This window comes from Nocardia arthritidis NBRC 100137, from assembly GCF_001612765.1.
Lineage (GTDB): Bacteria > Actinomycetota > Actinomycetes > Mycobacteriales > Mycobacteriaceae > Nocardia > Nocardia arthritidis.
Window position 1 is genome coordinate 145,006 of record NZ_BDBB01000006.1, and the last position, 21,385, is coordinate 166,390.

At 69.5% G+C, this 21,385-nt stretch carries 26 protein-coding genes; 12 read left to right on the forward strand and 14 right to left on the reverse strand.

Going from position 1 to position 21,385, the window contains the following annotated elements:
• Window positions 1-807 carry an enoyl-CoA hydratase/isomerase family protein gene (locus NA8_RS06155; protein ID WP_063049374.1) on the forward strand — a complete coding sequence of 269 codons (807 nt, stop codon included), beginning with the start codon at window positions 1-3 and terminating at the stop codon, window positions 805-807.
• A gap of 81 nt (window positions 808-888) precedes the next feature.
• On the opposite strand, the gene NA8_RS06160 is transcribed toward NA8_RS06155, so the two are convergent.
• The 6 genes from NA8_RS06160 to carD form a co-directional block, all read right to left on the reverse strand.
• Window positions 889-1,167 (reverse strand): hypothetical protein, encoded by a 279-nt coding sequence (locus NA8_RS06160; RefSeq protein WP_062968859.1) that lies wholly within the window; start codon window positions 1,165-1,167, stop codon window positions 889-891.
• A 289-nt stretch (window positions 1,168-1,456) separates the two neighbouring features.
• On the reverse strand, window positions 1,457-2,425 hold the full coding sequence (gene rlmB, locus NA8_RS06165; RefSeq protein WP_063049375.1) for a 23S rRNA (guanosine(2251)-2'-O)-methyltransferase RlmB: 969 nt from the start codon (window positions 2,423-2,425) through the stop codon (window positions 1,457-1,459).
• Entirely contained in the window at window positions 2,425-3,831 is a 1,407-nt protein-coding gene (cysS, locus tag NA8_RS06170; protein WP_063049376.1) for a cysteine--tRNA ligase, read from the reverse strand. Before cysS ends, rlmB begins: the two co-directional genes overlap by 1 nt.
• A gap of 64 nt (window positions 3,832-3,895) precedes the next feature.
• A complete protein-coding gene (gene ispF / locus NA8_RS06175; protein ID WP_062968866.1) occupies window positions 3,896-4,363 on the reverse strand; it encodes a 2-C-methyl-D-erythritol 2,4-cyclodiphosphate synthase in 468 nt (155 codons plus the stop codon).
• Between the two features lie 2 nt (window positions 4,364-4,365).
• The gene (gene ispD / locus NA8_RS06180) at window positions 4,366-5,091 is read right to left on the reverse strand and encodes a 2-C-methyl-D-erythritol 4-phosphate cytidylyltransferase (protein WP_063049377.1); all 726 of its coding nucleotides are present in this window, start codon (window positions 5,089-5,091) and stop codon (window positions 4,366-4,368) included.
• Between the two features lie 2 nt (window positions 5,092-5,093).
• Entirely contained in the window at window positions 5,094-5,582 is a 489-nt protein-coding gene (gene carD, locus NA8_RS06185) for an RNA polymerase-binding transcription factor CarD (RefSeq protein WP_011206964.1), read from the reverse strand.
• A gap of 406 nt (window positions 5,583-5,988) precedes the next feature.
• On the opposite strand from carD, the gene NA8_RS06190 reads away from it, so the two are divergent.
• Window positions 5,989-6,741 carry a copper chaperone PCu(A)C domain-containing protein gene (locus NA8_RS06190; protein WP_369690246.1) on the forward strand — a complete coding sequence of 251 codons (753 nt, stop codon included), beginning with the start codon at window positions 5,989-5,991 and terminating at the stop codon, window positions 6,739-6,741.
• A 179-nt stretch (window positions 6,742-6,920) separates the two neighbouring features.
• Window positions 6,921-8,321 carry a DNA repair protein RadA gene (gene radA / locus NA8_RS06195; protein WP_063049379.1) on the forward strand — a complete coding sequence of 467 codons (1,401 nt, stop codon included), beginning with the start codon at window positions 6,921-6,923 and terminating at the stop codon, window positions 8,319-8,321.
• A 153-nt stretch (window positions 8,322-8,474) separates the two neighbouring features.
• Here radA and NA8_RS06200 read toward each other — a convergent pair whose 3' ends face one another.
• Together NA8_RS06200 and NA8_RS06205 are read right to left on the reverse strand one after the other, a co-directional pair.
• Window positions 8,475-9,122, reverse strand: coding sequence for a DUF7974 family protein (locus tag NA8_RS06200; RefSeq protein WP_063049380.1), 648 nt, complete (start codon window positions 9,120-9,122; stop codon window positions 8,475-8,477).
• Between the two features lie 124 nt (window positions 9,123-9,246).
• Window positions 9,247-9,870 carry a carbonic anhydrase gene (locus tag NA8_RS06205; RefSeq protein ID WP_040864678.1) on the reverse strand — a complete coding sequence of 208 codons (624 nt, stop codon included), beginning with the start codon at window positions 9,868-9,870 and terminating at the stop codon, window positions 9,247-9,249.
• A gap of 100 nt (window positions 9,871-9,970) precedes the next feature.
• On the opposite strand from NA8_RS06205, the gene NA8_RS06210 reads away from it, so the two are divergent.
• Complete coding sequence (locus tag NA8_RS06210; RefSeq protein WP_281198962.1) at window positions 9,971-10,879, forward strand: HhH-GPD family protein; 909 nt, start codon at window positions 9,971-9,973, stop codon at window positions 10,877-10,879.
• Between the two features lie 20 nt (window positions 10,880-10,899).
• Here NA8_RS06210 and NA8_RS06215 read toward each other — a convergent pair whose 3' ends face one another.
• Window positions 10,900-11,646 carry an alpha/beta fold hydrolase gene (locus tag NA8_RS06215; protein ID WP_063049381.1) on the reverse strand — a complete coding sequence of 249 codons (747 nt, stop codon included), beginning with the start codon at window positions 11,644-11,646 and terminating at the stop codon, window positions 10,900-10,902.
• A gap of 58 nt (window positions 11,647-11,704) precedes the next feature.
• On the opposite strand from NA8_RS06215, the gene mhuD reads away from it, so the two are divergent.
• The 4 genes from mhuD to NA8_RS06235 all read left to right on the forward strand — a co-directional run bounded on the left by mhuD (window position 11,705) and on the right by NA8_RS06235 (window position 13,776).
• Window positions 11,705-12,019 (forward strand): mycobilin-forming heme oxygenase MhuD, encoded by a 315-nt coding sequence (gene mhuD, locus NA8_RS06220; protein ID WP_063049382.1) that lies wholly within the window; start codon window positions 11,705-11,707, stop codon window positions 12,017-12,019.
• Window positions 12,020-12,281: 262 nt separating this feature from the next.
• Window positions 12,282-12,476 carry a CbtB domain-containing protein gene (locus NA8_RS06225; protein WP_063049383.1) on the forward strand — a complete coding sequence of 65 codons (195 nt, stop codon included), beginning with the start codon at window positions 12,282-12,284 and terminating at the stop codon, window positions 12,474-12,476.
• On the forward strand, window positions 12,467-13,258 hold the full coding sequence (locus NA8_RS06230) for a CbtA family protein (RefSeq protein WP_063049384.1): 792 nt from the start codon (window positions 12,467-12,469) through the stop codon (window positions 13,256-13,258). Before NA8_RS06225 ends, NA8_RS06230 begins: the two co-directional genes overlap by 10 nt.
• Window positions 13,259-13,293: 35 nt before the next feature.
• Window positions 13,294-13,776 carry a hypothetical protein gene (locus tag NA8_RS06235; RefSeq protein WP_063049385.1) on the forward strand — a complete coding sequence of 161 codons (483 nt, stop codon included), beginning with the start codon at window positions 13,294-13,296 and terminating at the stop codon, window positions 13,774-13,776.
• A gap of 55 nt (window positions 13,777-13,831) precedes the next feature.
• On the opposite strand, the gene NA8_RS06240 is transcribed toward NA8_RS06235, so the two are convergent.
• The 3 genes from NA8_RS06240 to NA8_RS06250 form a co-directional block, all read right to left on the reverse strand.
• Entirely contained in the window at window positions 13,832-14,272 is a 441-nt protein-coding gene (locus tag NA8_RS06240) for an OsmC family peroxiredoxin (RefSeq protein ID WP_063049461.1), read from the reverse strand.
• 176 nt (window positions 14,273-14,448) lie between these two features.
• On the reverse strand, window positions 14,449-14,769 hold the full coding sequence (locus NA8_RS06245; RefSeq protein WP_063049386.1) for a DMT family transporter: 321 nt from the start codon (window positions 14,767-14,769) through the stop codon (window positions 14,449-14,451).
• Window position 14,770: 1 nt separating this feature from the next.
• On the reverse strand, window positions 14,771-15,418 hold the full coding sequence (locus tag NA8_RS06250; protein WP_063049387.1) for an FMN-dependent NADH-azoreductase: 648 nt from the start codon (window positions 15,416-15,418) through the stop codon (window positions 14,771-14,773).
• Window positions 15,419-15,525: 107 nt separating this feature from the next.
• Here NA8_RS06250 and NA8_RS06255 point away from each other — a divergent pair, with 107 nt between their 5' ends.
• Complete coding sequence (locus tag NA8_RS06255) at window positions 15,526-16,134, forward strand: TetR/AcrR family transcriptional regulator (RefSeq protein ID WP_063049388.1); 609 nt, start codon at window positions 15,526-15,528, stop codon at window positions 16,132-16,134.
• Between the two features lie 63 nt (window positions 16,135-16,197).
• On the opposite strand, the gene NA8_RS06260 is transcribed toward NA8_RS06255, so the two are convergent.
• Together NA8_RS06260 and NA8_RS06265 are read right to left on the reverse strand one after the other, a co-directional pair.
• The gene (locus NA8_RS06260) at window positions 16,198-17,061 is read right to left on the reverse strand and encodes an ABC transporter permease subunit (protein WP_369690247.1); all 864 of its coding nucleotides are present in this window, start codon (window positions 17,059-17,061) and stop codon (window positions 16,198-16,200) included.
• Window positions 17,058-17,960 carry an ABC transporter ATP-binding protein gene (locus NA8_RS06265; RefSeq protein ID WP_063049389.1) on the reverse strand — a complete coding sequence of 301 codons (903 nt, stop codon included), beginning with the start codon at window positions 17,958-17,960 and terminating at the stop codon, window positions 17,058-17,060. The genes NA8_RS06260 and NA8_RS06265 overlap by 4 nt, the downstream gene beginning before the upstream one ends.
• A 364-nt stretch (window positions 17,961-18,324) precedes the next feature.
• On the opposite strand from NA8_RS06265, the gene NA8_RS06270 reads away from it, so the two are divergent.
• The 3 genes from NA8_RS06270 to NA8_RS06280 all read left to right on the forward strand — a co-directional run bounded on the left by NA8_RS06270 (window position 18,325) and on the right by NA8_RS06280 (window position 21,330).
• Window positions 18,325-19,890 carry a sensor histidine kinase gene (locus tag NA8_RS06270; RefSeq protein WP_084466573.1) on the forward strand — a complete coding sequence of 522 codons (1,566 nt, stop codon included), beginning with the start codon at window positions 18,325-18,327 and terminating at the stop codon, window positions 19,888-19,890.
• A 32-nt stretch (window positions 19,891-19,922) separates the two neighbouring features.
• Window positions 19,923-20,627, forward strand: coding sequence for a response regulator (locus NA8_RS06275; RefSeq protein WP_063049390.1), 705 nt, complete (start codon window positions 19,923-19,925; stop codon window positions 20,625-20,627).
• Between the two features lie 436 nt (window positions 20,628-21,063).
• On the forward strand, window positions 21,064-21,330 hold the full coding sequence (locus NA8_RS06280; protein ID WP_063049391.1) for an SHOCT domain-containing protein: 267 nt from the start codon (window positions 21,064-21,066) through the stop codon (window positions 21,328-21,330).
• Window positions 21,331-21,385: the final 55 nt, after the last annotated feature.

Consider the following 21,385-nt stretch of genomic DNA (forward strand, 5'->3'; position numbering starts at 1 on the left):
ATGAGTTCGGAACTGCACGTCGACGTCTCTCAGGGAGTCGCCGTGCTCACGCTCAACCGGCCCGCCCAGCAGAACGCCTTCACCCCCACGATGGCCGCCGAATTGGGCGCCGCGTTGCACCGCTGCGATTCGGAAGACGCCATCCGTGCCGTGATCGTCACCGGCACCCCGCCCGCGTTCTGCGCGGGCGCGGACCTATCCAACCGGGTGGGCGAGGTCAGCGCCACCATCGATCCGCCGCCGTGGCGAGTGCGCAAACCGGTGATCGCGGCCGTGAACGGTCACGCGGTCGGCATCGGCCTCGCCTTGGCCCTCCAGTGCGACCTGCGGTACATGGCGCGCGACGCGGTATACGGGCTGAACCAGGTGCGCCGCGGCGTCCTGGCCGACGGCTACGCGCACTGGACACTACCCAGGCTGGTCGGCATGGCCAACGCCGCCGACATCATGCTGACCGGTCGCACGTTCGACGGTGACGAGGCGAAGGCGATGGGCCTGGCCAACAGCTCACTGCCCGCGGGCGAGGTGCTACCCACCGCGCTCGCCGTCGCGCACGACATCGCGAACGGCTCGGCGCCGCTACCGGTGGCCCTGTCCAAGCGGCTGCTCTGGGAAGGGCTCGGAATGAGCCCGGCCGTGGTCGGTCAATTGGAAACCGACCTCAACCAGCACGCGACCAAGAGCATCGACGGCGGCGAGGCCATGGCCGCGTTCCGAGACCGCAGGCAGCCCAGCTGGTCGGGCAGCGTCAGCACGGAATGGCCCGCGTGGGACGCCGCGGGGCGCGAACGCCCCAGCTTGGATTAGGTTCCGCGCCGAGGACAGCGCTCTGGCGGTCTGCGCGCAGACCCGCGCCCGGCGCGATGGACAGGCTTCCGGCGGCACCGCTCAAGCGTTACCGCCGAGCAGGATGAACAGGAACAGCACCGCGAAGATGATCATGAAGACGGTGCCGACGACGCCGAGCACATAGCCGACCAGCACCTGGGTGCGGCCACCGTACGCGCCACCGGATTCCTCGATCTGGTCGAGCGCGCGCCGTCCCAGCGCCCACGCCACCGGCCCCAGCACCCCGCAGCAGAGGACGCTCGCCGCGCCGAGAAACAACACCGCCGTCGCGTTCGGATGCTCGACCGGCTGACCGATGGGTTGATTGGGTATCACCACCAGCCGAATTCTACTGTGCCGTGCCGCCTCTCCGTGTTCTTAAGCCGGACGCGTCGGGGCTCGCGAGATTTCGGGGCAACTTCTGCGTTCGGTGACGCTCACGCCGGGGCGGGCCCGGGAGGTGGCCGATGTGCTTTCGAGATCAGTTGGTGCGCTTGGCCTTTACAACGAGATCGTGGACCCGGGCGGAGGCTGGGGTTCGACGGCGGGTTATCCGCCGAATACGCACAGTCCCGGCGCACGGGCGCCACAGACGCCCGAGTGATCGAGCGACCGGCGCAAACGCCTCTCAGGCGCGGCGTTGCCGGGCGACTTCGGAGAGCACCACACCGGCGGCGACCGACGCGTTCAGCGATTCCACCGGGCCGGACATCGGAATCGACAAGATCGCGTCACAGGATTCCCGGACCAGGCGGGACAGGCCCTTGCCCTCCGAGCCGACCACGATCACGGTCGGTTCACCGCCGTCGAAGTCATCGAGCGTCGTGTCGCCCCCGGCATCCAAGCCGACGACCTGAACACCCTGCGAGGCCCAATCCTTCAGCGTGCGGGTGAGATTCGTCGCGCGCGCGACCGGGAGCCGAGCGGCGGCGCCCGCGCTGGTACGCCAGGCCACCGCGGTCACGCTCGCGCTGCGCCGTTGCGGGATCAGCACGCCGTGGCCACCGAAGGCCGCCACGGAACGGATGACCGCGCCCAGATTGCGCGGGTCGGAGATGTTGTCCAGCGCGACCAGCAGCGCGGGCTCCGCGGCGCCGCGTGCCCGGTCGAGCAGGTCGTCGGGATGGGCGTAGCGGTACGGCGGCACCTGGAGGGCGACACCCTGGTGCAATCCGTTGGCGCTCAACCGATCCAGGTCGGTGCGCGGTACCTCGAGGATGGAGATGCCCGTGTCGGCGGCCAGCCGCACGCTCTCGGTCAACCGGTCGTCGTTCTCGGTGCCGACCGCGACGTACAGCGCCGTCGCGGGCACACCCGCACGCAGGCACTCGACCACCGGATTGCGCCCGAGCACCAATTCCGGACCGTCGTCGCTCTTGCGCCCGGCCGGCCTGCCCGCCGAAGACGAACGCCCCTGCGCCGCCTTGGCTTTCGCCGCCGCCCGCTTGGCGGCGGGATGCTTGGTCCGCATCTCGGCGGGCGGGGTCGCGCCACGCCCCTCGAGCCCGCGCCTGCGCTTGCCGCCCGAACCGACGACGGCGCCCTTCTTGCTGCCGCTCTTGCGAACCGCACCCCGACGCTGCGAATTGCCTGCCATTACCTGGCCTTTCCGGATTGCGGTTCGCCGAGCGCCCATTCGGGACCATCGGCGGTATCGGTGACCTCGATGCCCGCGGACTGCAGACGGTCACGCACGCCGTCGGCGGTCGCCCAGTCCTTCGTGGCCCGCGCCTCCTGGCGGCGGTCGAGTTCGGCACGCACCAGCACGTCGAGAGCGCCGAGCGCGGCGGAGGAATCACTCGGGGCGTACCAGTGCGGGTCGAGCGGGTCGACGCCGAGGATGCCGAGCATGGCGCGCACCTGGCCGGCCAGATCGCGCGCGGAGTCGATCGCGCCGGCCTCCAGCGCCTTGTTGCCCTCGTGCACCGCCCGGTGGATCTCCGCCAGCGCCTTCGGCACCGCGAGATCGTCGTCGAGGGCGGCGGCGAACGCGTCGGTCCACTTGCCCACCGGAATCTCACCGGCCCGGTCCGCCACCCGGGTCACGAAGGCCTCGACGCGCTGGTAGGACTGCGCCGCGTCGTGCAGCGCCTTCTCCGAGTACTCCAGCATCGAGCGGTAGTGCGCGCTGCCCAGGTAGAACCGCAGTTCGACGGCACGCACCTGTTTGAGAACGTTCGGCACGGACAGCACGTTGCCCAGTGACTTGGACATCTTCTCCCCGCCCATGGTCACCCAGCCGTTGTGCAGCCAGTACCTGGCGAAGCCGTCACCGGCGGCCTTCGACTGGGCGATCTCGTTCTCGTGGTGCGGGAACACCAGATCCATACCGCCGCAATGGATATCGAATTCCGGGCCGAGGTAGAACTCGGCCATCGCCGAGCACTCCAGATGCCAACCGGGGCGGCCGGGCCCCCACGGCGACGGCCAGGTCGGCTCGCCCGGCTTGGCCGCCTTCCACAGGGTGAAGTCGCGCGGGTCGCGTTTGCCCTCGCCCGCGCTCTCACCCTGGTGCACGTCGTCGAGCTTGTGGCCGGACAGCTTGCCGTAGTCGGGATAGCTGACCACGTCGAAGTAGACGTTGCCCGCCGAGGCGTAGGCGTGACCGCGGTCGATCAGCCGCTGCATCATGTCGACCATTTGGGTGATGTGGCCGGTGGCGCGAGGCTCCGCGGACGGCGGCAGCACCCCGAGCCGTTCGTAGGCGCGATCGAAGGCGCGCTCGTGCGTGGCGGCCCACTCCCACCACGGCCTGCCCGCCTCGGCGGCCTTGGTCAGGATCTTGTCCTCGATATCGGTGACGTTGCGGATGAACCAGACGTCGAAGTCGTGCGCGAGCAACCAGCGTCGCAGTACATCGAACGCGACTCCGCTGCGCACATGGCCGATGTGCGGCTCGCCTTGCACGGTGGCGCCACAGAGGTACACCGAAGCACGGCCGGGGACCAGGGGCGCGAAATCGCGCATGGTCCGCGTGTCGGTGTCAAAGAGGCGCAGGGTCACGGCAGTCGATCCTAGCTGGTGTATAAGGTCGTTCACGGACCGGCTCGGGTCCGCCGGAGCAGGATCAACGACAAGCTTGCAGCAGGGCCGTCGCCACGGCGGCGACGCCCTCGCCGCGACCGGTCAGTCCGAGTCCGTCGGTGGTGGTGCCGGACACCGAGACGGGGGCGTCGAGCAACTCGCCCAGCACCTGCTGCGCCTCGGCGCGCCGCGGGCCGATCTTCGGGCGATTGCCGATGACCTGCACCGCGGCGTTGACCACTTCGAAGCCCGCTTCGTCAAGCAGCCTGCGCACTTCCTTCAGCATGGCCGCGCCGGAGACACCCGCCCATTCCGGGCGTCCGGTGCCGAAGACCGCGCCGACATCGCCGAGGCCCGCCGCGGACAGCAGCGCGTCGCACAGCGCGTGCGCGGCGACGTCGCCGTCGGAGTGACCCGCGCAGCCGTCGTCGCCGTCGAACAGCAGACCCGCCATCCAGCACGGCCTGCCCGCTTCGATCGGATGGACGTCGCTGCCGATGCCGACGCGCATGGTCACGGTGCCACCGCCCGTCCGATGCCCGCGCCGTCGAGTATCGCGTCGGCGAGCCGCAGGTCGAGCGGAGTGGTGATCTTGAACGCCAGCGGATCGCCGGGAATCGTGTGCACGCCGACGCCGAGCCGCTCGACCAGGCCCGCGTCGTCGGTCGCCTGGATGCCCTCGGTGGCGTAGGCGGAGCGCAGCAGCTCGGCCGAGAAACCCTGCGGCGTCTGGATGGCGCGCAACCCGGCGCGCTCGGGAGTGCCGGTCACCGCGCCCGCCGCGTCGACGGACTTGATGGTGTCGGTCACCGGAAGTCCGGGAATCACGGCGGGACGGCCCGCGCGCAGTTCGGCCGTGACCCGGGCGATGAGCTCGGGCGGCGTGAGCGCTCGGGCGGCGTCATGGACCAGGAAGTAGGAGGCGTCGGGCGCGGCGGCGATACCCGCCCGCACCGAGTCGATGCGTTCGGCGCCGCCGACGACCACCTGAACCGAACCCGTGGGCGGCAGCAGGGCAACGGCGCTGTCGACGAGTTCGGTGGGAACCATCACGATGATCCGGTCGACCGCGCCGGAGGCGATCAAGCCTTCGACGGCGAGCCGGACCATAGGTGTGCCGCCGACCGGGACGAACGCCTTGGGTGTCGATTCACCCAGACGCACGCCACGGCCGGCGGCAGGCACCAGAGCAACGACGGGTCCGTCGGTGGGACGGACACCGTTGTCAGGTGTGTTCACGGTCAGGAAGCCGCTGCGAGGACCTCATCGAGCAGGGTCTCGGCCTTGCCGTCATCGGTTCCTTCGGCCAGCGCGAGCTCACCGACAAGAATCTGCCGAGCCTTGGCGAGCATGCGCTTCTCACCCGCGGACAGCCCGCGGTCCTGTTCCCGGCGCCACAGATCGCGGACGACCTCGGCCACCTTGTTCACATCGCCGGAGGCGAGCTTCTCGAGGTTGGCCTTGTAGCGGCGGGACCAGTTGGTCGGCTCCTCCGTATGCGGCGCACGAAGCACCTGGAAGACCCGATCGAGACCCTCCTGACCCACGACGTCACGCACGCCGACGTATTCGGCGTTCTCCGCGGGAACCCGAACAGTGAGATCGCCTTGGGCGACCTTCAGGACCAGATACTCTTTTTGCTCACCCTTGATGGTGCGAGTCTCGATTGCTTCGATCAACGCCGCTCCGTGGTGGGGGTAAACGACGGTGTCTCCGACCTTAAAAATCATGTGTCCCGTGCCCCTTTCGATGTTCACAGTTTAACATGCGACTCGATAACGGCGCGATCAACTGTGCAGGTCAGGGCCACAACGAGGCAACCGTGGGGCTTGACAGATGCCAGGTGGTGTGCATTACGTTGTGCCAGAAGGGGTTATCTCCCGGCTCGTTCGGCGCCGCTCGCCTCCCGCGCGCCGGCGCCTTCGCGGCAATCATCAGAACCTCGATCGAACCGTTACCGAAGCGCCGAGTGTCGGCGAAGACGCTCGTGGCCCGCTTCACACCGCGCGTACGCGCGCGCCGCCGACTCCGCGTTTGTCCCAGCCCCCGCGCCCGGTCCGCCGAGTGAACTACTACGCTGCCTAGTTACTACGCTCCCGCGCGGAGCAGAGCCCGGTCGACATGGAGGGACAACCCGTGACTGCCCTGAAAGCTGTGACCGCCCCGAACGGGGCGCGACGTCGCATGGTGACGGTTGCCGCACTCGCCGCCGGAGCGGCGATCGCGCTGTCCGGCTGCGGCGCGGGCCAGATCTCGCAGACCGCGGACCAGGTCGCCGCCGTGAACGGCAACCACGCGGACGTCGGCCGCATCGCGCTGCGCAACGTGCACATCGTGTACCCGGGCGAAGGCACCGCCTACAACAACGCCAAGGGCGGCAAGGCGCTCATCGCCCTGTCCATCATCAACAACGGCGAGTCCGTCCCCGACGAGCTGACCAGCATCACCACCGACCTGGGCACCGTCAAGATCACCCCGGCCTCCGGCAAGTCCGTCGTCGAGCTCGCGCCGCAGCAGACCGTCGTCGCGGCGAACCAGCCGGTCAAGCACGAGGCCACGCCCAGCAGCAGCGCCGCGCCCACCACGAGCGCCGCGGCCCCCACCTCCGCGCCGCGTTCCGGCGCGCCGACCACCACGGCCGATTCGCACGGCGCGGGCCAGCACGGCTCCGAGCCCGCCGCCACCGACCCCGAGACCAACCCGATCCTGATCGAGATCACCGGCCTGACCAGGGACGTCACTCCCGGCCTCACGTACAACGTCTCGTTCAACTTCAAGCAGAACGGCACGGTCCAGGTCCAGGTCCCGGTCGACGCGGGCCTGCACACCGAGCGCCACGAGTCCGACAAGTCCGGCCCGGCCGAAGCCGAGCACACCGGCGGTCACTGAGTTGAACACGCAGCGACTTCGTCGCTGAGTTGAACACGCAGCGACTTCGTCGCTGAGTTGAACACGCAGCGACTTCGTCGCTGAGTGTTCGCGGCCCCTTGGTGGCTCGTGTCCGGACGGGCGAGACTCGCGACTGCGTCAAAACAAACCCTGTCAGAGGTGGTGCGTATGGTGCCCCTGTGGCAAAGACCAAGCCGATTTTCCGGTGCTCCGCCTGTTCGCACGAAGTCGCCAAATGGGTGGGCAAGTGCCCGGAGTGCGGGGCTTGGGGCACGGTCGACGAGGTAGTCGTCGGGGCGGGGGCGGTCGGTTCTCCCGGGCGGAAGGCGATGTTGCCCAGCACCGCGGCCGCGCCGATTTCACAGATCGATTCCAAGGTCACCCAGGCGCGGGCGACGGGCGTGAGCGAGCTGGACCGGGTGCTCGGCGGCGGGGTGGTACCCGGCTCGGTGGTGTTGCTGTCCGGCGAGCCGGGAGTGGGCAAGTCGACGCTGCTGCTCGAGGTGGCGCACCGCTGGGCGGCCCAGCGCGACGAGAGATCGCTGTACGTCACCGCAGAGGAGTCGGCGGGGCAGGTGCGGTTGCGGGCCGACCGCACCGGCGCGGTGCACGACCGGGTCTATCTGGCGTCGGAATCGGATCTGTCGATCGTGCTCGGGCACGTCGAGCAGGTGCGGCCGACGCTGCTGGTGGTCGACTCGGTGCAGACCATGCTCGCTCCGGACGTGGACGGCGTGACCGGCGGAGTCACCCAGGTGCGCGAGGTGACCGCCGCGCTGACCTCGCTGGCCAAGACGAGCGGGATCGCGGTGCTGTTGGTCGGGCACGTCACCAAGGACGGCAACGTCGCGGGCCCGCGCACGCTCGAGCATCTGGTCGACGTGGTCCTGCAATTCGAGGGCGACAAGAACTCCACACTGCGCATGGTGCGCGGCATCAAGAACCGCTTCGGCAGCGCCGACGAGGTGGGTTGCTTCGAACTGCACGAGGACGGCATCGCCTGCGTCGACGACCCGTCCGGCCTGTTCCTGCACCACCGCACCGATTCCGTGCCGGGCACGGCGGTGACCGTCGCGATGGACGGCAAGCGTCCGCTGGTCGGCGAGGTGCAGGGCCTGACCGTGAAGACCGAGATTCCGCAGCCGCGCCGCGCGGTGAGCGGCCTGGACTACAACCGGGTGGCCATGGTGCTGGCCGTCCTGCAGAGCCGCGGCCGGGTGTTCCTCGGCAAGAGCGACGTGTACGCCGCGACGGTCGGCGGCATGCGCCTGGTCGAGCCTTCCGCCGACCTGGCCATCGCGCTCGCCATCGCCAGCGCCGACTCCGACGTCCCGATCCCGCCGGGCTGGGTGATCCTCGGCGAGGTCGGTCTCGCGGGCGAGGTGCGCAAAGTGACCGGCCTCAACCGCAGGCTGGCCGAGGCCGAACGCCTCGGTTTCACCACCGCCCTGGTGCCGCCCGGCCTCGCGCCGGTGCGGAGCACTATGAAGATCCACGAGGTCACCGACCTCCGCTCCGCCATCCGCATAGCGGGCCTGCGCAAACTACGCGCCGCCGTCCCCGAAGAAGCCGCAGGCTGATCCGGACGGCCGCTGAGCCCGCGCAACGCGGTGACCGAATGGCGGTGGAACAAGCGGCGATCGCCAATACCGACGCTCCCAGCGCACCTCGACTCCCGGTTTCGAGCGAAGCGAGACCGAGCCAGCACCGCACGCTGGAAAAACCAACGCAGATCAGGCGATGTTGAACGGCTCGGCCATGCTGCGCACCGAGCCGAGTTGCGCGACAACGCTGTAGGCCCCCGGTGGAACGGGAACCCGTTCGCCCGCGCAGCTGGGCTGGGACGTGGTGCCCGACCAGGTCACCGTGAATGCCGCCTGCTCACCGCGACTCATCGTGCGAACGTCGGGCTGGCCGTCCGGATAGCAGTCGGTGCTCGACCACAGGCGCCGCTGGCCGTCGAGCGTGTGCACTGAAACCTGTTGCAGACCGGAGCCCATGTCGCGGGTGCACGGCACCGCCGAGATGTTGGTGATGACGATCCCGAACACGGGCTGCTCACCGGTCTTGTACGTGGGCTGCTCGACGGTGACCTTGATGGCCAGCGATTGGTCCGGGCACGGGCCCGCTGCGGCACTGGTGGCCGCCGCCGAGGTTTTCGGCGCGCCGGACTCACCCGACGGCTTGGCCGCCGCGTCGACGGGCTTGGCCGCGACCGAGCTGGACTCGGCGGCCCGGGTGTCACCGGGCGAGTCGCCCCCGCGCGCGACCGCGAGCACGACCCAGATCACCAGCGCCAGGGCGACCACCATGATTCCGATGGCGAACACGCGTCGACGCCAGTAGATCTCCGGTGGCAGCGGTCCATTCGGTTCCAGCACGTCTCAACGGTAAGGGCACCATCGGGCGCACCGTCTCAGGGGCACGGCGTGTCGGCCGTCCGCACCTGTCTGCGGCGAGTACATTCCGCCGGCACGCTGGGCCGACAGCGGGCACGCCGGAGCGTCAGACCACCTCGCCGATGTTGCCGACGACCCGGTGCAGTTGCACTTTGCCCTCGGCCAGTTTGTAGGTCACGCAGGCGATGGCGAGCTCACCGGTCGCCACCCGCTGCGAGATGATCATCGACCGCTGCATGAGCAGGCGGCTGGTCTCCACCACGTGCCTGGCCTCCATCTCGTCGACGGTGGACAGGCCTTCGCGCCGCCCGATCAGAATGGACGGCGTGACCCGCTCGACCACGCTGCGAATGAACCCGCCCGGGACCTCGCCGCCGTCCAGCGCGTCGATGGTGGCCTTCACGGCGCCGCAGCTGTCATGCCCGAGCACTACGATGAGCGGCACGTTGAGCACCTGCACCCCGTACTCGATCGAGCCGAGCACCGAGCTGTCGACCACATGGCCCGCGGTGCGTACCACGAACATGTCGCCGAGGCCCTGGTCGAAGATGAGTTCGGCGGCGACCCTGGAGTCGCCGCAACCGAACAAGATCGCGTGCGGGTGCTGGCCGCTGACGAGCTTGGCCCGGTCCGCTGCGCCCTGGCTAGGATGCAGCAGTTCACCACTGACGAAGCGCTCGTTGCCTTCGCGCAGGGACTTCCAGGCACTGATCGGGTTGGAATCCGGCATACCGACCATTGTGCAGGACGGTTCGGGTTACCAGCGAGTTCGGCCGGTTACAGGTGGGCAAATACCACCTGGCAGCAGTAGGACGGGGATAGTGAGGGCAGTGCGGAACGGCGCACCGAAGGGCATCGACGCGGACACGTTGCTGGACTGGTACGGGAAGACCGCGCGCGATCTACCGTGGCGCAGGCCGGGCGTCACCGCGTGGCAGATTCTGATGAGCGAGATCATGCTGCAGCAAACCCCGGTCGTGCGGGTCGAGCCGATCTGGCGGGAGTGGGTGGCGCGCTGGCCGGTCCCCTCGGCGATGGCCGCCTCCTCGCCGGCCGAAGTGCTGCGGGCCTGGGGGAAGCTCGGCTACCCGCGCCGCGCGCTGCGGCTGCACGAGTGCGCCAGGGTGCTGGCGACCGAGCACGGTGACGAGGTGCCCACGGACGTGGATGTGCTGCTGGGGCTGCCGGGCATCGGGGCCTACACCGCGCGCGCCGTCGCCTGTTTCGCCTATGGCCAACGAGTTCCGGTGGTGGACACCAATGTCCGGCGGGTGGTTGCCAGGGCGGTGCACGGTCGCGCGGAAGCGGGCAATCCTTCCTCGCGGGACCTCCCCGACACCGAGGCGCTGCTCCCGCTTCAGGTCGACCGCGCCGCGGTGTACTCCGCCGCCCTGATGGAACTCGGCGCGACCGTGTGCACCGCTCGCGCCCCCGATTGCACGCGCTGCCCACTGCCGAGTTGCGCGTGGGTCGCCGCGGGCCGGCCGGTGAGCGAGGTGGTCCGCCGCACTCAGAAGTACGAGGGCACCGACCGCCAAGCGCGCGGTCGCCTGCTGGAGGTCCTGCGGCATGCCAGCGGGCCGGTGGAACGAACGCGCCTGGATATCGCTTGGACCCGCGATCCGGGCCAGCGCGACCGAGCCCTGGACTCGCTGCTGCTGGACGGCCTGATCGAACAGACACCCGAGGGCCTGTTCGCCTTGGCGGGCGAGGGCGGGCACCCCGGCGCGACCGGCTGACCTGGAACCGGCCGCGGTCCTCAGGTCCGAAGCACGCGCCGCAGGAAGCGCTCGACCTCTGCTCGGTAGCGCTCCGGTTGGTCGTCGTGCACGAGATGGCCCGCGCCGGGGATCAGGGCGTAGTCGGCGCCCGGATGGGCGGCGGCCATCCGCCGCATCTGCCCCGGGGGAGTGATGCTGTGCTCACCCTCCAGCAGCAGGGCGGGCACCCGCACCGCATGCCACTGCCGCCAGAAGTCGCGCGTTCCCCACTCCTCGGAGATATCGCGGAAAGTGGTGACCGAGCCGTGCAGCCGGTATCCCTCCGGCCCGCGCTCGAAGGAGTTCAGGAAGTACCGTCCGGCGACCGGCCCGAAGAAGGACAGTACGGCCTCGTCGTCGGGGAACGGCTGCGGCCACGCCTCGATCATCGCCGCCCAGTGCGCGGCGGTGCGGCCGGTGAAGTCCGGCGCGATGTCCTCGATCACCAGCGCCCGGACCCGATCGGGGTGGGCCGCGGCGAACACCCAGCCGTGCAGCGCGCCCATCGAATGGCCGATCACCACCATCGGCTCGCCGATCGCGGCGGTGCCCGCGGCCAGGTCCGCGACGAAGGCCTCGGTGGTCAGTTCCTCGGGAGCGGGCCTGCCGTGGCCCGCGGCGTCGAAGCTGTAGACATGACCGTATCCGCGCAGCCAGGCCAGCTGATCGCGCCAGGTGCGCGCGCTGCCCATCAGTCCGTGCAGCAGCAGGATCGGCGCGCCTGCTCCGCCTTCGTCGTGCAACATCGACTCGACAATACGAGGTACCGAGCGTCTGCTCGGCCGCAGCCGCTAGCTTGGACGCATGGCTGTTGTGAAGATCAACGCGATCGAGGTTCCCGAGGGCGCGGGCCCCGAATTGGAGAAGCGGTTCGCCCACCGTGCGCACGCGGTCGAGGGCTCCCCCGGCTTCCTCGGCTTCCAGCTGCTCCGCCCCGTCGCCGGCGAGACGCGGTATTTCGTTGTCACCCAGTGGGATTCGGAAGAGTCCTTCGCGGCCTGGCGGGACGGGCCCGCGCGTGAGGCGCACGCGGGTGAGCGTCGGAAGCCGGTCTCGACGGGCGCGTCCCTGCTCGAGTTCGAGGTCGTGCTCGACGTCGAGGCCAAGCCCGCGAACTGAGCCGGAGACCCACCGCCGGGCAGGTCCGCCTGCCCGGCGACTCGCCCGACGCCGTGGTACGCCCGTGCCGGACCCGGTTGACGCGGGGGGTGTGCGGGTGTCACAGTTCGAAGGACAAACGCGAGGGTGACGCGGTAATTCCGGTGAGATTCCGGAGCGGTCGCGCCACTGTGTTCCACGCACCGAGTCCGGTGCCGGAAAGCCAGACACCGGCACCGTCGCGCCACCACCCGACGGGACGCGTATCCCAAGGAGGACTCGAATGGCCATCGCGCATTCACCCAGCCGGGCAACCGATTCCCTGGCCGCCGTGCTCGTCACGGTCGGTGTCGTTCTTCTCGCACTGCTCACGCTCTACCTGGTCGGCTTCGACCAGGGTGTCATCTCGCGCAGCGGGATGTATCTGCATGAGCTGATGCACGACGGACGCCACCTGCTGGGGCTCCCGTGCCATTGATCGGTTCGCTCCGAACACTGCTGCTTCGCGGCCTGCTGGCCGGCCTCATCGCCGGTCTGCTGGCCGCGACAGTCGGTTACTTCGTCGGCGAACCGAAGGTGGAGGCCGCCATCGCGATCGAGGAAGCGGGCTCCGCCGCCGGGCACACCCATGGCGAGCACGCCGAATCGACAGCCGGGCATTCCCACGGTGACGAGGAAGAACCGCTGGTGAGCCGCGGCGGCCAGAAGTTCGGGCAGTTCCTCGCCCTCGGGTTGGCCGGGCTCGCACTCGGCGCCATCTACGCCTCGGTCGCGCATTTCGCGCGGCGCTACACCGCACTGTCCGGCCCGCGGCTCGCCCTGGCGCTCGGCGTCGCGGGCTGGGCCGCGATCGTCGCGGTGCCGTTCTTCAAATACCCAGCGAACCCACCGGCGGTGGGCGATCCGGACACCATCAACGAGCGCACCCTGCTGTGGCTGGCGGCGGTGGTGCTGGGCCTGGTGGCCGTCGGCGCGGCGGTCGCGGTGTTCACGGCGCTGCGCGCGCAACTTCCCACGTTCCGGCTGATCGGCGGCGTCGCAGCGTTCGTCCTGGTGACGGCGCTCGGTTACATCCTGCTGCCCGGCGTGAACGAGGTGAGCGCGGAGTTCCCGGCCACCCTGCTGTGGCAGTTCCGGGTGGCGTCGCTGGCCGAGACCGCGACGCTGTGGGCCTGTCTCGGCCTCGGCTTCGCCGCGCTCACCGAGTTCGCGACCCGCACCGATACTCAGGTACCGGTGGCCGCCGCTACCGCGGGGTGATTCGCGTCCGGAAGCACTGAGGCAGTGTCGGTCCCATGACCGGCACTGCCTTTTCCGTCTGGCCCGTATCGCCGCGCGTCCATTCCGCTGGACCGCCGCGCGCCGTCCGCGTCGCGTTCGTCGCTCTGGCCGTCGCTGTGCTCGCGGGCGCCGCCGAGGCTATCGCGCGGGCCGCCCGGGATTTCCCCGGAACCGACACGGCGAGCCTGGCTACCGGATTGGGTGTGCGCACGGCGATCTACCTTCTGGTGCTGGCCGTCGCGGTGCGCATGACCTACGGCGACCGATGGGCCCGCCTGCTGATCACCGTCGGCATCGGCGGGTTCGGCCTGTTGTCACTGATCATCGAGCCGCTCGCCGCGGCCATGTCCGCGAACGAACTGCGCGACCTCTATCGGGACGCAGGGCCCGAATCCCTGCTACTGGCCGCCCTCCGCGCCGTTCACGTCTTCGCCGTGCTGGTCGCCGTCCCCGCGCTCTACACCCGCCCTGCCCGCCACTACTTCCACAAGCGCTGACACGCGCGCTTCGCGCCCCGCCTCCGTCGAGGGTGCGGGGCACGAAGCGGTGGCGCTAGGCGAGAGCCGCGTCCAGGGTGATGTGGTCGACGCCGGCGAGGGCCTTGCTGACCGGGCAGCCCGCCTTGGCGGCCTCGGCGGCGGCCTGGAAGGCGTCGGCGTCGATGCCCGAGACGCGACCGCGGACGGTCAGTTCGATCCCGGTGATCCGGAAGCCGCCCGCCGGGTCGGGGCCGAGGGTCACCTCGGCGGTGACGTCCAGGTTCTCCGGGGTACCGCCCGCGTTGCCGATCTGCGCCGACAGCGCCATCGCGTAGCAGGAGGAGTGCGCGGCCGCGATCAGCTCCTCCGGGCTGGTGGTGCCGTCGGCCTCCTCGGCGGAACGCTTGGGGAACGACACGTCGTACTTACCGACCCCTGAACTGGCCAGTTCGACCTGTCCCGAACCCTCCTGGAGGGTGCCGGTCCAGGCGGTACGCGCGGTACGTGTGGGCATCACGGTCCTTTCGCCGATGATCGTTTGACGATTCACCACGAAACCTACCCCGGCGGACACGCCCCGGCCCACCGGTTCGCCGATCGCGTTCGCCCCCGGCGCGCTGCTCGCACCCGCCGGGCGTCTCGGCGGAAACCATGGACGCTCAGGCGATTCCGCGCCGTCGATGCATGTCCTCACTCCGGATTCGTGATCCTGGCCAGCACGATGCCGCCGAGGATCAACGCGAGCGCCAGGAGTCGGCCCGCGCTGAGCGGGTCCTTGTGGACGACGATGCCGAGTGTGATCGCGCCGAGCGCGCCGATGCCGGTGAACACCGCGTAGGCGGTGCCGACCGGCAACGTCTGCATGGCGCGCGACAGCAGGTACACGGCCGTGACGCCGAGAACGACGCAGACCAGCGTCGGAACGAGTCTGGTGAAGTTCTCGGTCGGTTTGATGCTCTGCGACCACACGATCTCCACCAGTCCGGCGACGGCGAGAACTATCCAGTTCACCTCAGTACTCCCCGGCCAGAGCGCGCACGGCGGCCGCAGCGCGAGCGTAGGACGTGTCGTGCTCGGCGCGCCTGTGTGCCAAAGCCGGATCTTGGCGGGAATTGGCTAATTCCGCATGGACGAACACCGTGTCGGACACGGCGAAATGTCCCGCGAAGAAGTCGCGCAGGAAGCGCTCCTGATAATCGTAGGCCGCTTTCGGAGCGCCCGGAGAGTAAGCGCCGCCGCGAGCGCTCGCCACGACAAACCTTCTGTGCCCCAGCGACATTCGCGGAAAGGTCACCTGATCCAGCCATGCTTTGAGCGAAGCCGGGATCGAGTAGTTGTACATCGGGGTGCCGATCAGGATCACGTCCGCCGCGAGCAATTCGGCCAGCAGCGGCTCGATGATCTTCCACGCGGTGGCCTGCTCCGGGGTACGCACCAATTCACCGAGCCGTTCCGGGTCCGTACTCGGCAGGGCCAGCACGGCGTCGCACAACTCGGTCCACGCCGCCCCGATGAACGGCACGGGCTCGGCCGCGAGGTCGCGGTAGTGGTAGCCGCCGTCCGGATGGCGTGCGCGCCACGCGTCGGCGAAGGCCGCGCTCAGCTCCCGGCTGATCGACTGCCGCCGGGCGCTGGCGTCTAGGTGCAACAACGTGCTCATGATCCGACCTCCGATAACTGGACACAATGTCCGATTTCGTCGATCTCCACCATACGAGCGATCCGGACAGATTGTCCAGTTGTTGCCGGATCGGCTAGAGTCGCGGCATGGAACCCCGATCCGACCTGCTCGCCGGTGCCGCGCCGGGCCGGTCGGCGGCGCCGGAGCGAGCGGACGCGGCCCGCAACCGGGCGAAAGTGCTCGCCGCCGCCGCGGAGTTGTTCGCCACCCGCGACCCCCGCACGGTCACGATGGACGACATCGCGAAGGCCGCCGGTGTCGGCCGAGGCACCCTGTATCGGCGTTATCCGGACACCAACTCGGTCGCGGTGGCCCTGCTGGACGAACATGAGCGGGCGCTACAAGCGAAACTGCTCTCCGGTCCGCCGCCGCTCGGCCCCGGGGCTCCCGCGGCGCAGCGGCTGGCCGCGTTCTACGCCGCGATGGTCGAATTGCTGGACGCGCACGCGCATCTCGTGCTCGGCGCCGAGATCGGCGGGGCTCGCTTCGCCACCGGGGCATACGGATTCTGGTACGCACACGTGCGAGCCCTGTTGTCGGCGGCGGGGATTCGCGAGCCGGACGCGATGGTCGACCCGCTCCTCGCGCCGTTGGCCGCCGAGGTCTATCGGCAGCAGCGCGAGCGCGGCTTGACTTCCGAACAGATCATCGCTGCCCTTCGGGTGATCGCGGAAACCGTTCTGGGGGAAGGGTAAGCATGCCGCCCGCGGAAACCGCCGGTGGACAGCGCCCATCAGCGGCTTCGCCCCTCCTCTAACTCACATCAGATCGCGTTTGCGCATCAGCCAGATCGTGCAGGCCGCGAACAGCACCACGTACACGACCAGCACAACCATGGATTCGGTGCGCGAGAGCACCTGCGACACACCTGGCGTCGCGGGCCCGTCCACGGTGCGCATCGCCGCCGCCAGCGACCCTGCGGCGGTGCCGGGCAGATGATCGGTGATCACCTCGATCGGCGCGAAGATCGCGGCCACCCCGCGCAGCAGATTCTCCACCACCAGCACCCAGACCAAGCCGAGCCCCACCGCGAGCGCGGGCCCACGGGCGATCGCACCGATCAGCGCGCCCGCGAGGGTCCACATACCGAGAATCACGACGCCGGTGAGCATTCCGAGCAGCGACCGGCCCAGTTCCGGCAGCTCGAGCGACTGCGACTGGAAAGCCGCGATCAGCGCCGCGACGGAGAGGTCGACCAGGAACGCCGTGCACACCAGCGCCACCACCACACCGGCGAGACTCACCGCCACCGCGGCGACCGCCTGCACTCGCGCGGGCCCCTGGGTGAATACGGTCTTCCAGGTCCCCCAGCCGTATCCGCTGCCGACGGCCAGGGCGCCGAGGATGAGCATCAGCGCGCCGCCGAACATGGCCATTCCTTGGGTGAATACCTCGGGCACCGCGGCCGGCAACATCTGCCGCAGCAACGCCTCGCGGGGCAGTCCGTTGGACATCCGGCTCGATTCCCCCGAGGTGTAGGCCAGATAGTTGAACAGATAGGCGAACGTGAGATTCAGCAGTAGCCACGTGCCGAGAACTATCCAGAACGCGGGCCACTTCCGCAGTCGCAGTATTTCCGCCTTCGTACTCGCGACCAGGTCGCGGATCACCATGCCGTTCATCGCGCGGCCTCCCAGTGCGTCATCTCGAAGAACACTTCCTCCAGGGACTTCTCTTCGACCCGCAGCTCGAGCAGGTCCGCTCCCGACGCCACGACCGCACGCGCCACGGCGGGCGCGGTGACGGTGTCCGACTCGATCCGGATACCGCTCGCGGTCAGCAGCGCCGAACGTTCGCCCACCAGCCGTCGCACCGCGGGCAGGGCCACCTCCACCGGGTCGGCCCGCACGACCAGTGCCGAACCTCCGCGCAACTGCGCGACCGTCGCTTCGGTGAGCAGCCTGCCCTGCGAGATCACACCGACCCGGTGGCAAATCTCCTGGACTTCGCTGAGCATGTGGCTCGACAGCAGCACCGTGTGCCCCTCGGCGGCCAAAGCGGTGATCAGCTCACGCATCTCGACCATCCCGGCGGGGTCGAGGCCATTGGTCGGCTCGTCCAGAACGAGCAGGTCGGGGCTGCCGAGCAAGGCGGCGCCCACCCCGAGGCGCTGTTTCATGCCCAGCGAGTAGGTGCGGTACTTGTCCTCGGCGCGGCCCGCCAACCCGACTCGTGCGAGCGCGTCCTCGACTTCCGGCCGGCCGAGCCCGCGATACTCGGCGAGCACGCGCAGGTTGTCCCGGCCGGAGAGGTAGGGGTAGAAGCCGGGACCCTCGATGAGCACGCCGATCCGGCGGACCACCGCGGGATCGCCGGGACGATGCCCCGCGACGGTGGCCGTGCCCTCGCTGGGACGGATCAGCCCGGCCAGCATGCGCAGCGTGGTGGTCTTGCCCGCGCCGTTCGGGCCGAGAAAGCCGTAGATCTCGCCGGACACGACGGTCATGCTCACATCGTCGACAGCGGTGTGCTCCCCGTAGCGTTTGGTCAGCCCTCGGGTGACCACGATCGAATCTGTCATGCACCGAGAATCCGCCGCCGCCCCCGGCGCGGACATCCGTCGCCGGGCGATGTTCGGCATACGTAACCAGGACGACGCCACCCGAGCCACCGGCCACCGTTGCAGCTATGTCGGATCGCGTGCCAGGCCGGCGCGAGCAGCGGGCGCGGCGGGACTTTCGCCGGGGAGCGGACCTGCGGCGAATTGCCGAATCGGTGCAATTCTCGCGAAATACGTTGCCAGGCGGACGTCGAATCGCGACCGAGCCGCATAGGCTACGTGGGTGCGGGTGGCAGGGATTACGGATCGAAGCTCGGTCGGCTTGGACTGGGGAGTCGCGCTCGTCGTGGCCGCGGTTCAGGTTGTCGGGGGCACCTTCGCGAATATGCGGCAGACCGGGGTGCACTCACTCGACGTGCTCGGTTACCTGCTGCTGCTGGCCGGGCCCGCGGCGCTGATCCGGCGGCGGGCGCAGCCGGTGCCCGTGCTGATCGTCGTCCTCGCCGTGTGTCTCGCCTATTTCCTGCGCGGCTACGGGTACGGACCGATCTTCGTCTCGCTGGTCATCGCCTTCTTGACCGCCGCGAGCAGCGGATCACGATGGTGGACTTACCCCCTCGTCCCGCTCGGATATCTGGCGCTGGTCTGGCCGCTGCCCGCGCAGTTGGGCCACCCCGCCAACCTGTGGCAGGTCTTCGCGCTGATGGCGTGGCTGGCGGTACTGCTGCTGGCGGCCGAAGGAATCCGCCAGCGCAAGGCCGTCCTCGTCGCCCGCAGGCAGCGCGCCGAGTCCGCGCGCCGGGACGAGGAAGCGCAGCGCGAGCGGCGCGCCAGCGAGGAGCGCCTTGCCATCGCGCGCGAGTTGCACGACGTGCTGGCGCACAGTCTGTCGATGATCAACGTGCAATCCTCGGTGGCGCTGGAATTGCTCGACAAACGCCCGGAGCAGGCGGAAACAGCGCTCACCGCGATCAAGAACGCCAGTCGCGACGCACTCGCCGAGGTGCACGCGCTCCTGCACACGATCCGCTCCGGAACCGCCACCGCGGCGCCCGACGAGCAACCGTCCACGGCCGACGCGGAGCAGACCGGTCACCGACGGCCTCGCCGATCCGCCCGAAAGGATCGCAATTCGGCTGCGATCGAGCAGGATTCGAGTCGCGACGACGACCTCGAGCAGGCTTCGGCGACAGTGGTCGAGCCGCCTCCCGCACCTCGTGCGCCCGCTCCGAGCATCAGCGACCTGGACGATCTGCTGCTGCGTCCGCGCACCACCGGCCTGACGGTCGGCACCCGAGTGCTCGGCGCCCCGCAGCAGCTGCCCAGCGTGATCGACGTGGCGGCGGCGCGAATCATCCAGGAGTCCCTGACCAACGTGCTGCGGCACGCCCCGGGCGCCGACGCCACGGTGACCGTGCGCTACACCCCCGACTCGGTCGACATCACCGTCGACAACACCCGCCCCACCAGTGCCCCCGCGCGTTCCGGCACCGGCGGCGGCAACGGCATCATCGGCATGCGCGAGCGCACCCACGCGCTCGGCGGCGCTCTCACCGCCGGTCCACGCCCCAGCGGCGGTTTCCGGGTCGCGGCCCGGTTGCCCACGCGAGCGCCCGAACCCGGCGCGGAGGCCGGCTCGACGGCATCGGGAGCCCCGGCCGGGAGCACGACATCAGCAGCGCCGGAACGGGACCCGGCTACCCCGGACACATCGCCGCACCCCACTTCGACAGCGAGAAAACCGTCGCGGAGCGACATGGCCTCGGACGCGCCGGAGCAGAGTGCGGCGGGGCCGGGCACGTCGCCGACTAGTACCGGGGCAGTGGAATCAACGGTCGCGGGCACCGCGAGTACCGCGCGCTCGAGCGAGACCGAGTCACCCGCGAAGCCCAACCACCCCGCCGATGCCGCCGCCCGGCCGAGCACCTGGGCAGGTCGCGGGCAGCGCTGAGGGGACTACGCGGCCAGGGTAGAGGAGACCCGATGCACGAGCACCACGATCCAGCCCGCGCGGGCGCCCCGTCCGGCAGCATTCGGGTGCTGGTGGCCGACGACCAGGCACTGGTGCGCGGCGGTTTCGTCGCGTTGCTGGATGCCCAGGACGGCATCGAAGTGGTGGGTGAGGCGGACAACGGCGAGCAGGCCGTTCGCATGACCCGCGGCCTGCGCCCCGACGTGGTCCTGATGGACATCCGCATGCCCATTCTGGACGGCTTGGCCGCCACCCGCATGATCGCCGAGGATCCGCGACTGGCCGCAGTGCGCGTCGTCGTGCTGACCACCTTCGAGCTCGACGAGTACGTCTTCGAGGCTCTGCGCTCCGGCGCGACCGGCTTCCTGGTCAAGCACACCGAACCGGCCGATCTGGTTCGTGCCGTCCGTGTGGTCGCCGCGGGTGACGCACTGCTTTCCCCCGGCGTGACCCGCACACTGATCGCGGAATTCTCCGTGCGTGCCAAGACGCCGCCACCGACGACCCTCGCCGAACTCACCGACCGCGAACGCGAAGTGATGACCCTGGTCGCCGAGGGCCTCACCAATGCCGAAATCGGTGAACGCCTCTACATGAGCCCCGCCACTGCCCGCACGCATGTCAGCCGCATCCTCACCAAACTGCACGCCAGGGACCGCACCCAGCTGGTGGTCATGGCGTATGAATCCGGGCTCGTCCGCCCCGGCTGGCAATGAGCCGCTCTCGGTCGCCTGCCGAGTGACGGTCTCGCCCCTCATAAGGGGTTGCACCGCGGCAAGGGAGACCGACCGCGGCCGCCGGGCTGCTCGCAGTGCCTGGCTACCGCCAGGCGTCGCAGCACTGCGTCCGTCCGGCCCGCGCATTCTTCGTACCGCTGCCGGCGCAAGAACCGGGCCTTCTGTAGCCGTAGCGAATAATTCTCGATCGTGGCGTCGCACCACGACGCCCGGGTAAGACATCGCCCTCTGCCCGAAATCGGCCTTCGGCAATTTTTCAGCGAACCGACTTTCGCAGAGTGATGGACAGTCAGCAAATATCTAGTGAATTATCGCGCAACCCCGCCAGCCACTTCGAGCGTACGCACACAGGCGTATTCCGAGTGACGACGCGCGACCGATGCCCCCGCTATGCCCTTCGGCGCAGTCTTTCGGCATGAATATTTTCACTCGACCCGAGGCCGTGAGTTTCCTGGCCGACCACTACGACGGCGGATGGCACACCTGGCCGTTCTTCTGGATCTTCCCGCTGCTGTTCTGGCTGACCATCGTGGCGGTGCTGGTGTTCGCCCGGCGGCGGTTCATCGGCCGTGCGAGCGGCATCGGCGCGCTGCGCACCGCGTTCGCTCGCGGCGAGATCACCGAGGAGCAGTACCGCAGCAGGCTCGCCGTCCTGAGCGAACCGCGGCGCGCCAAGCGCTAGCGACCCAGACGTCCACCGCTGGCGCCGCGCGAGCGGCAACATCCACGATCGGGAG

Coding starts and splice junctions, on each gene's coding strand:
- NA8_RS06225 (WP_063049383.1), top strand. CDS start 12,282: ATGGCCATCGCGCATTCACCCAGCCGGGCAACCGATTCCCTGGCCGCC.
- NA8_RS06205 (WP_040864678.1), bottom strand. CDS start 9,870: ATGCCGGATTCCAACCCGATCAGTGCCTGGAAGTCCCTGCGCGAAGGC.
- NA8_RS06240 (WP_063049461.1), bottom strand. CDS start 14,272: ATGCCCACACGTACCGCGCGTACCGCCTGGACCGGCACCCTCCAGGAG.
- NA8_RS06235 (WP_063049385.1), top strand. CDS start 13,294: ATGACCGGCACTGCCTTTTCCGTCTGGCCCGTATCGCCGCGCGTCCAT.
- NA8_RS06155 (WP_063049374.1), top strand. CDS start 1: ATGAGTTCGGAACTGCACGTCGACGTCTCTCAGGGAGTCGCCGTGCTC.
- NA8_RS06215 (WP_063049381.1), bottom strand. CDS start 11,646: ATGTTGCACGACGAAGGCGGAGCAGGCGCGCCGATCCTGCTGCTGCAC.
- NA8_RS06255 (WP_063049388.1), top strand. CDS start 15,526: ATGGAACCCCGATCCGACCTGCTCGCCGGTGCCGCGCCGGGCCGGTCG.
- rlmB (WP_063049375.1), bottom strand. CDS start 2,425: ATGGCAGGCAATTCGCAGCGTCGGGGTGCGGTTCGCAAGAGCGGCAGC.
- mhuD (WP_063049382.1), top strand. CDS start 11,705: ATGGCTGTTGTGAAGATCAACGCGATCGAGGTTCCCGAGGGCGCGGGC.
- carD (WP_011206964.1), bottom strand. CDS start 5,582: ATGATTTTTAAGGTCGGAGACACCGTCGTTTACCCCCACCACGGAGCG.
- NA8_RS06250 (WP_063049387.1), bottom strand. CDS start 15,418: ATGAGCACGTTGTTGCACCTAGACGCCAGCGCCCGGCGGCAGTCGATC.
- NA8_RS06280 (WP_063049391.1), top strand. CDS start 21,064: ATGAATATTTTCACTCGACCCGAGGCCGTGAGTTTCCTGGCCGACCAC.
- NA8_RS06260 (WP_369690247.1), bottom strand. CDS start 17,061: ATGAACGGCATGGTGATCCGCGACCTGGTCGCGAGTACGAAGGCGGAA.
- NA8_RS06270 (WP_084466573.1), top strand. CDS start 18,325: ATGCGGCAGACCGGGGTGCACTCACTCGACGTGCTCGGTTACCTGCTG.
- ispF (WP_062968866.1), bottom strand. CDS start 4,363: ATGCGCGTCGGCATCGGCAGCGACGTCCATCCGATCGAAGCGGGCAGG.
- NA8_RS06265 (WP_063049389.1), bottom strand. CDS start 17,960: ATGACAGATTCGATCGTGGTCACCCGAGGGCTGACCAAACGCTACGGG.
- NA8_RS06275 (WP_063049390.1), top strand. CDS start 19,923: ATGCACGAGCACCACGATCCAGCCCGCGCGGGCGCCCCGTCCGGCAGC.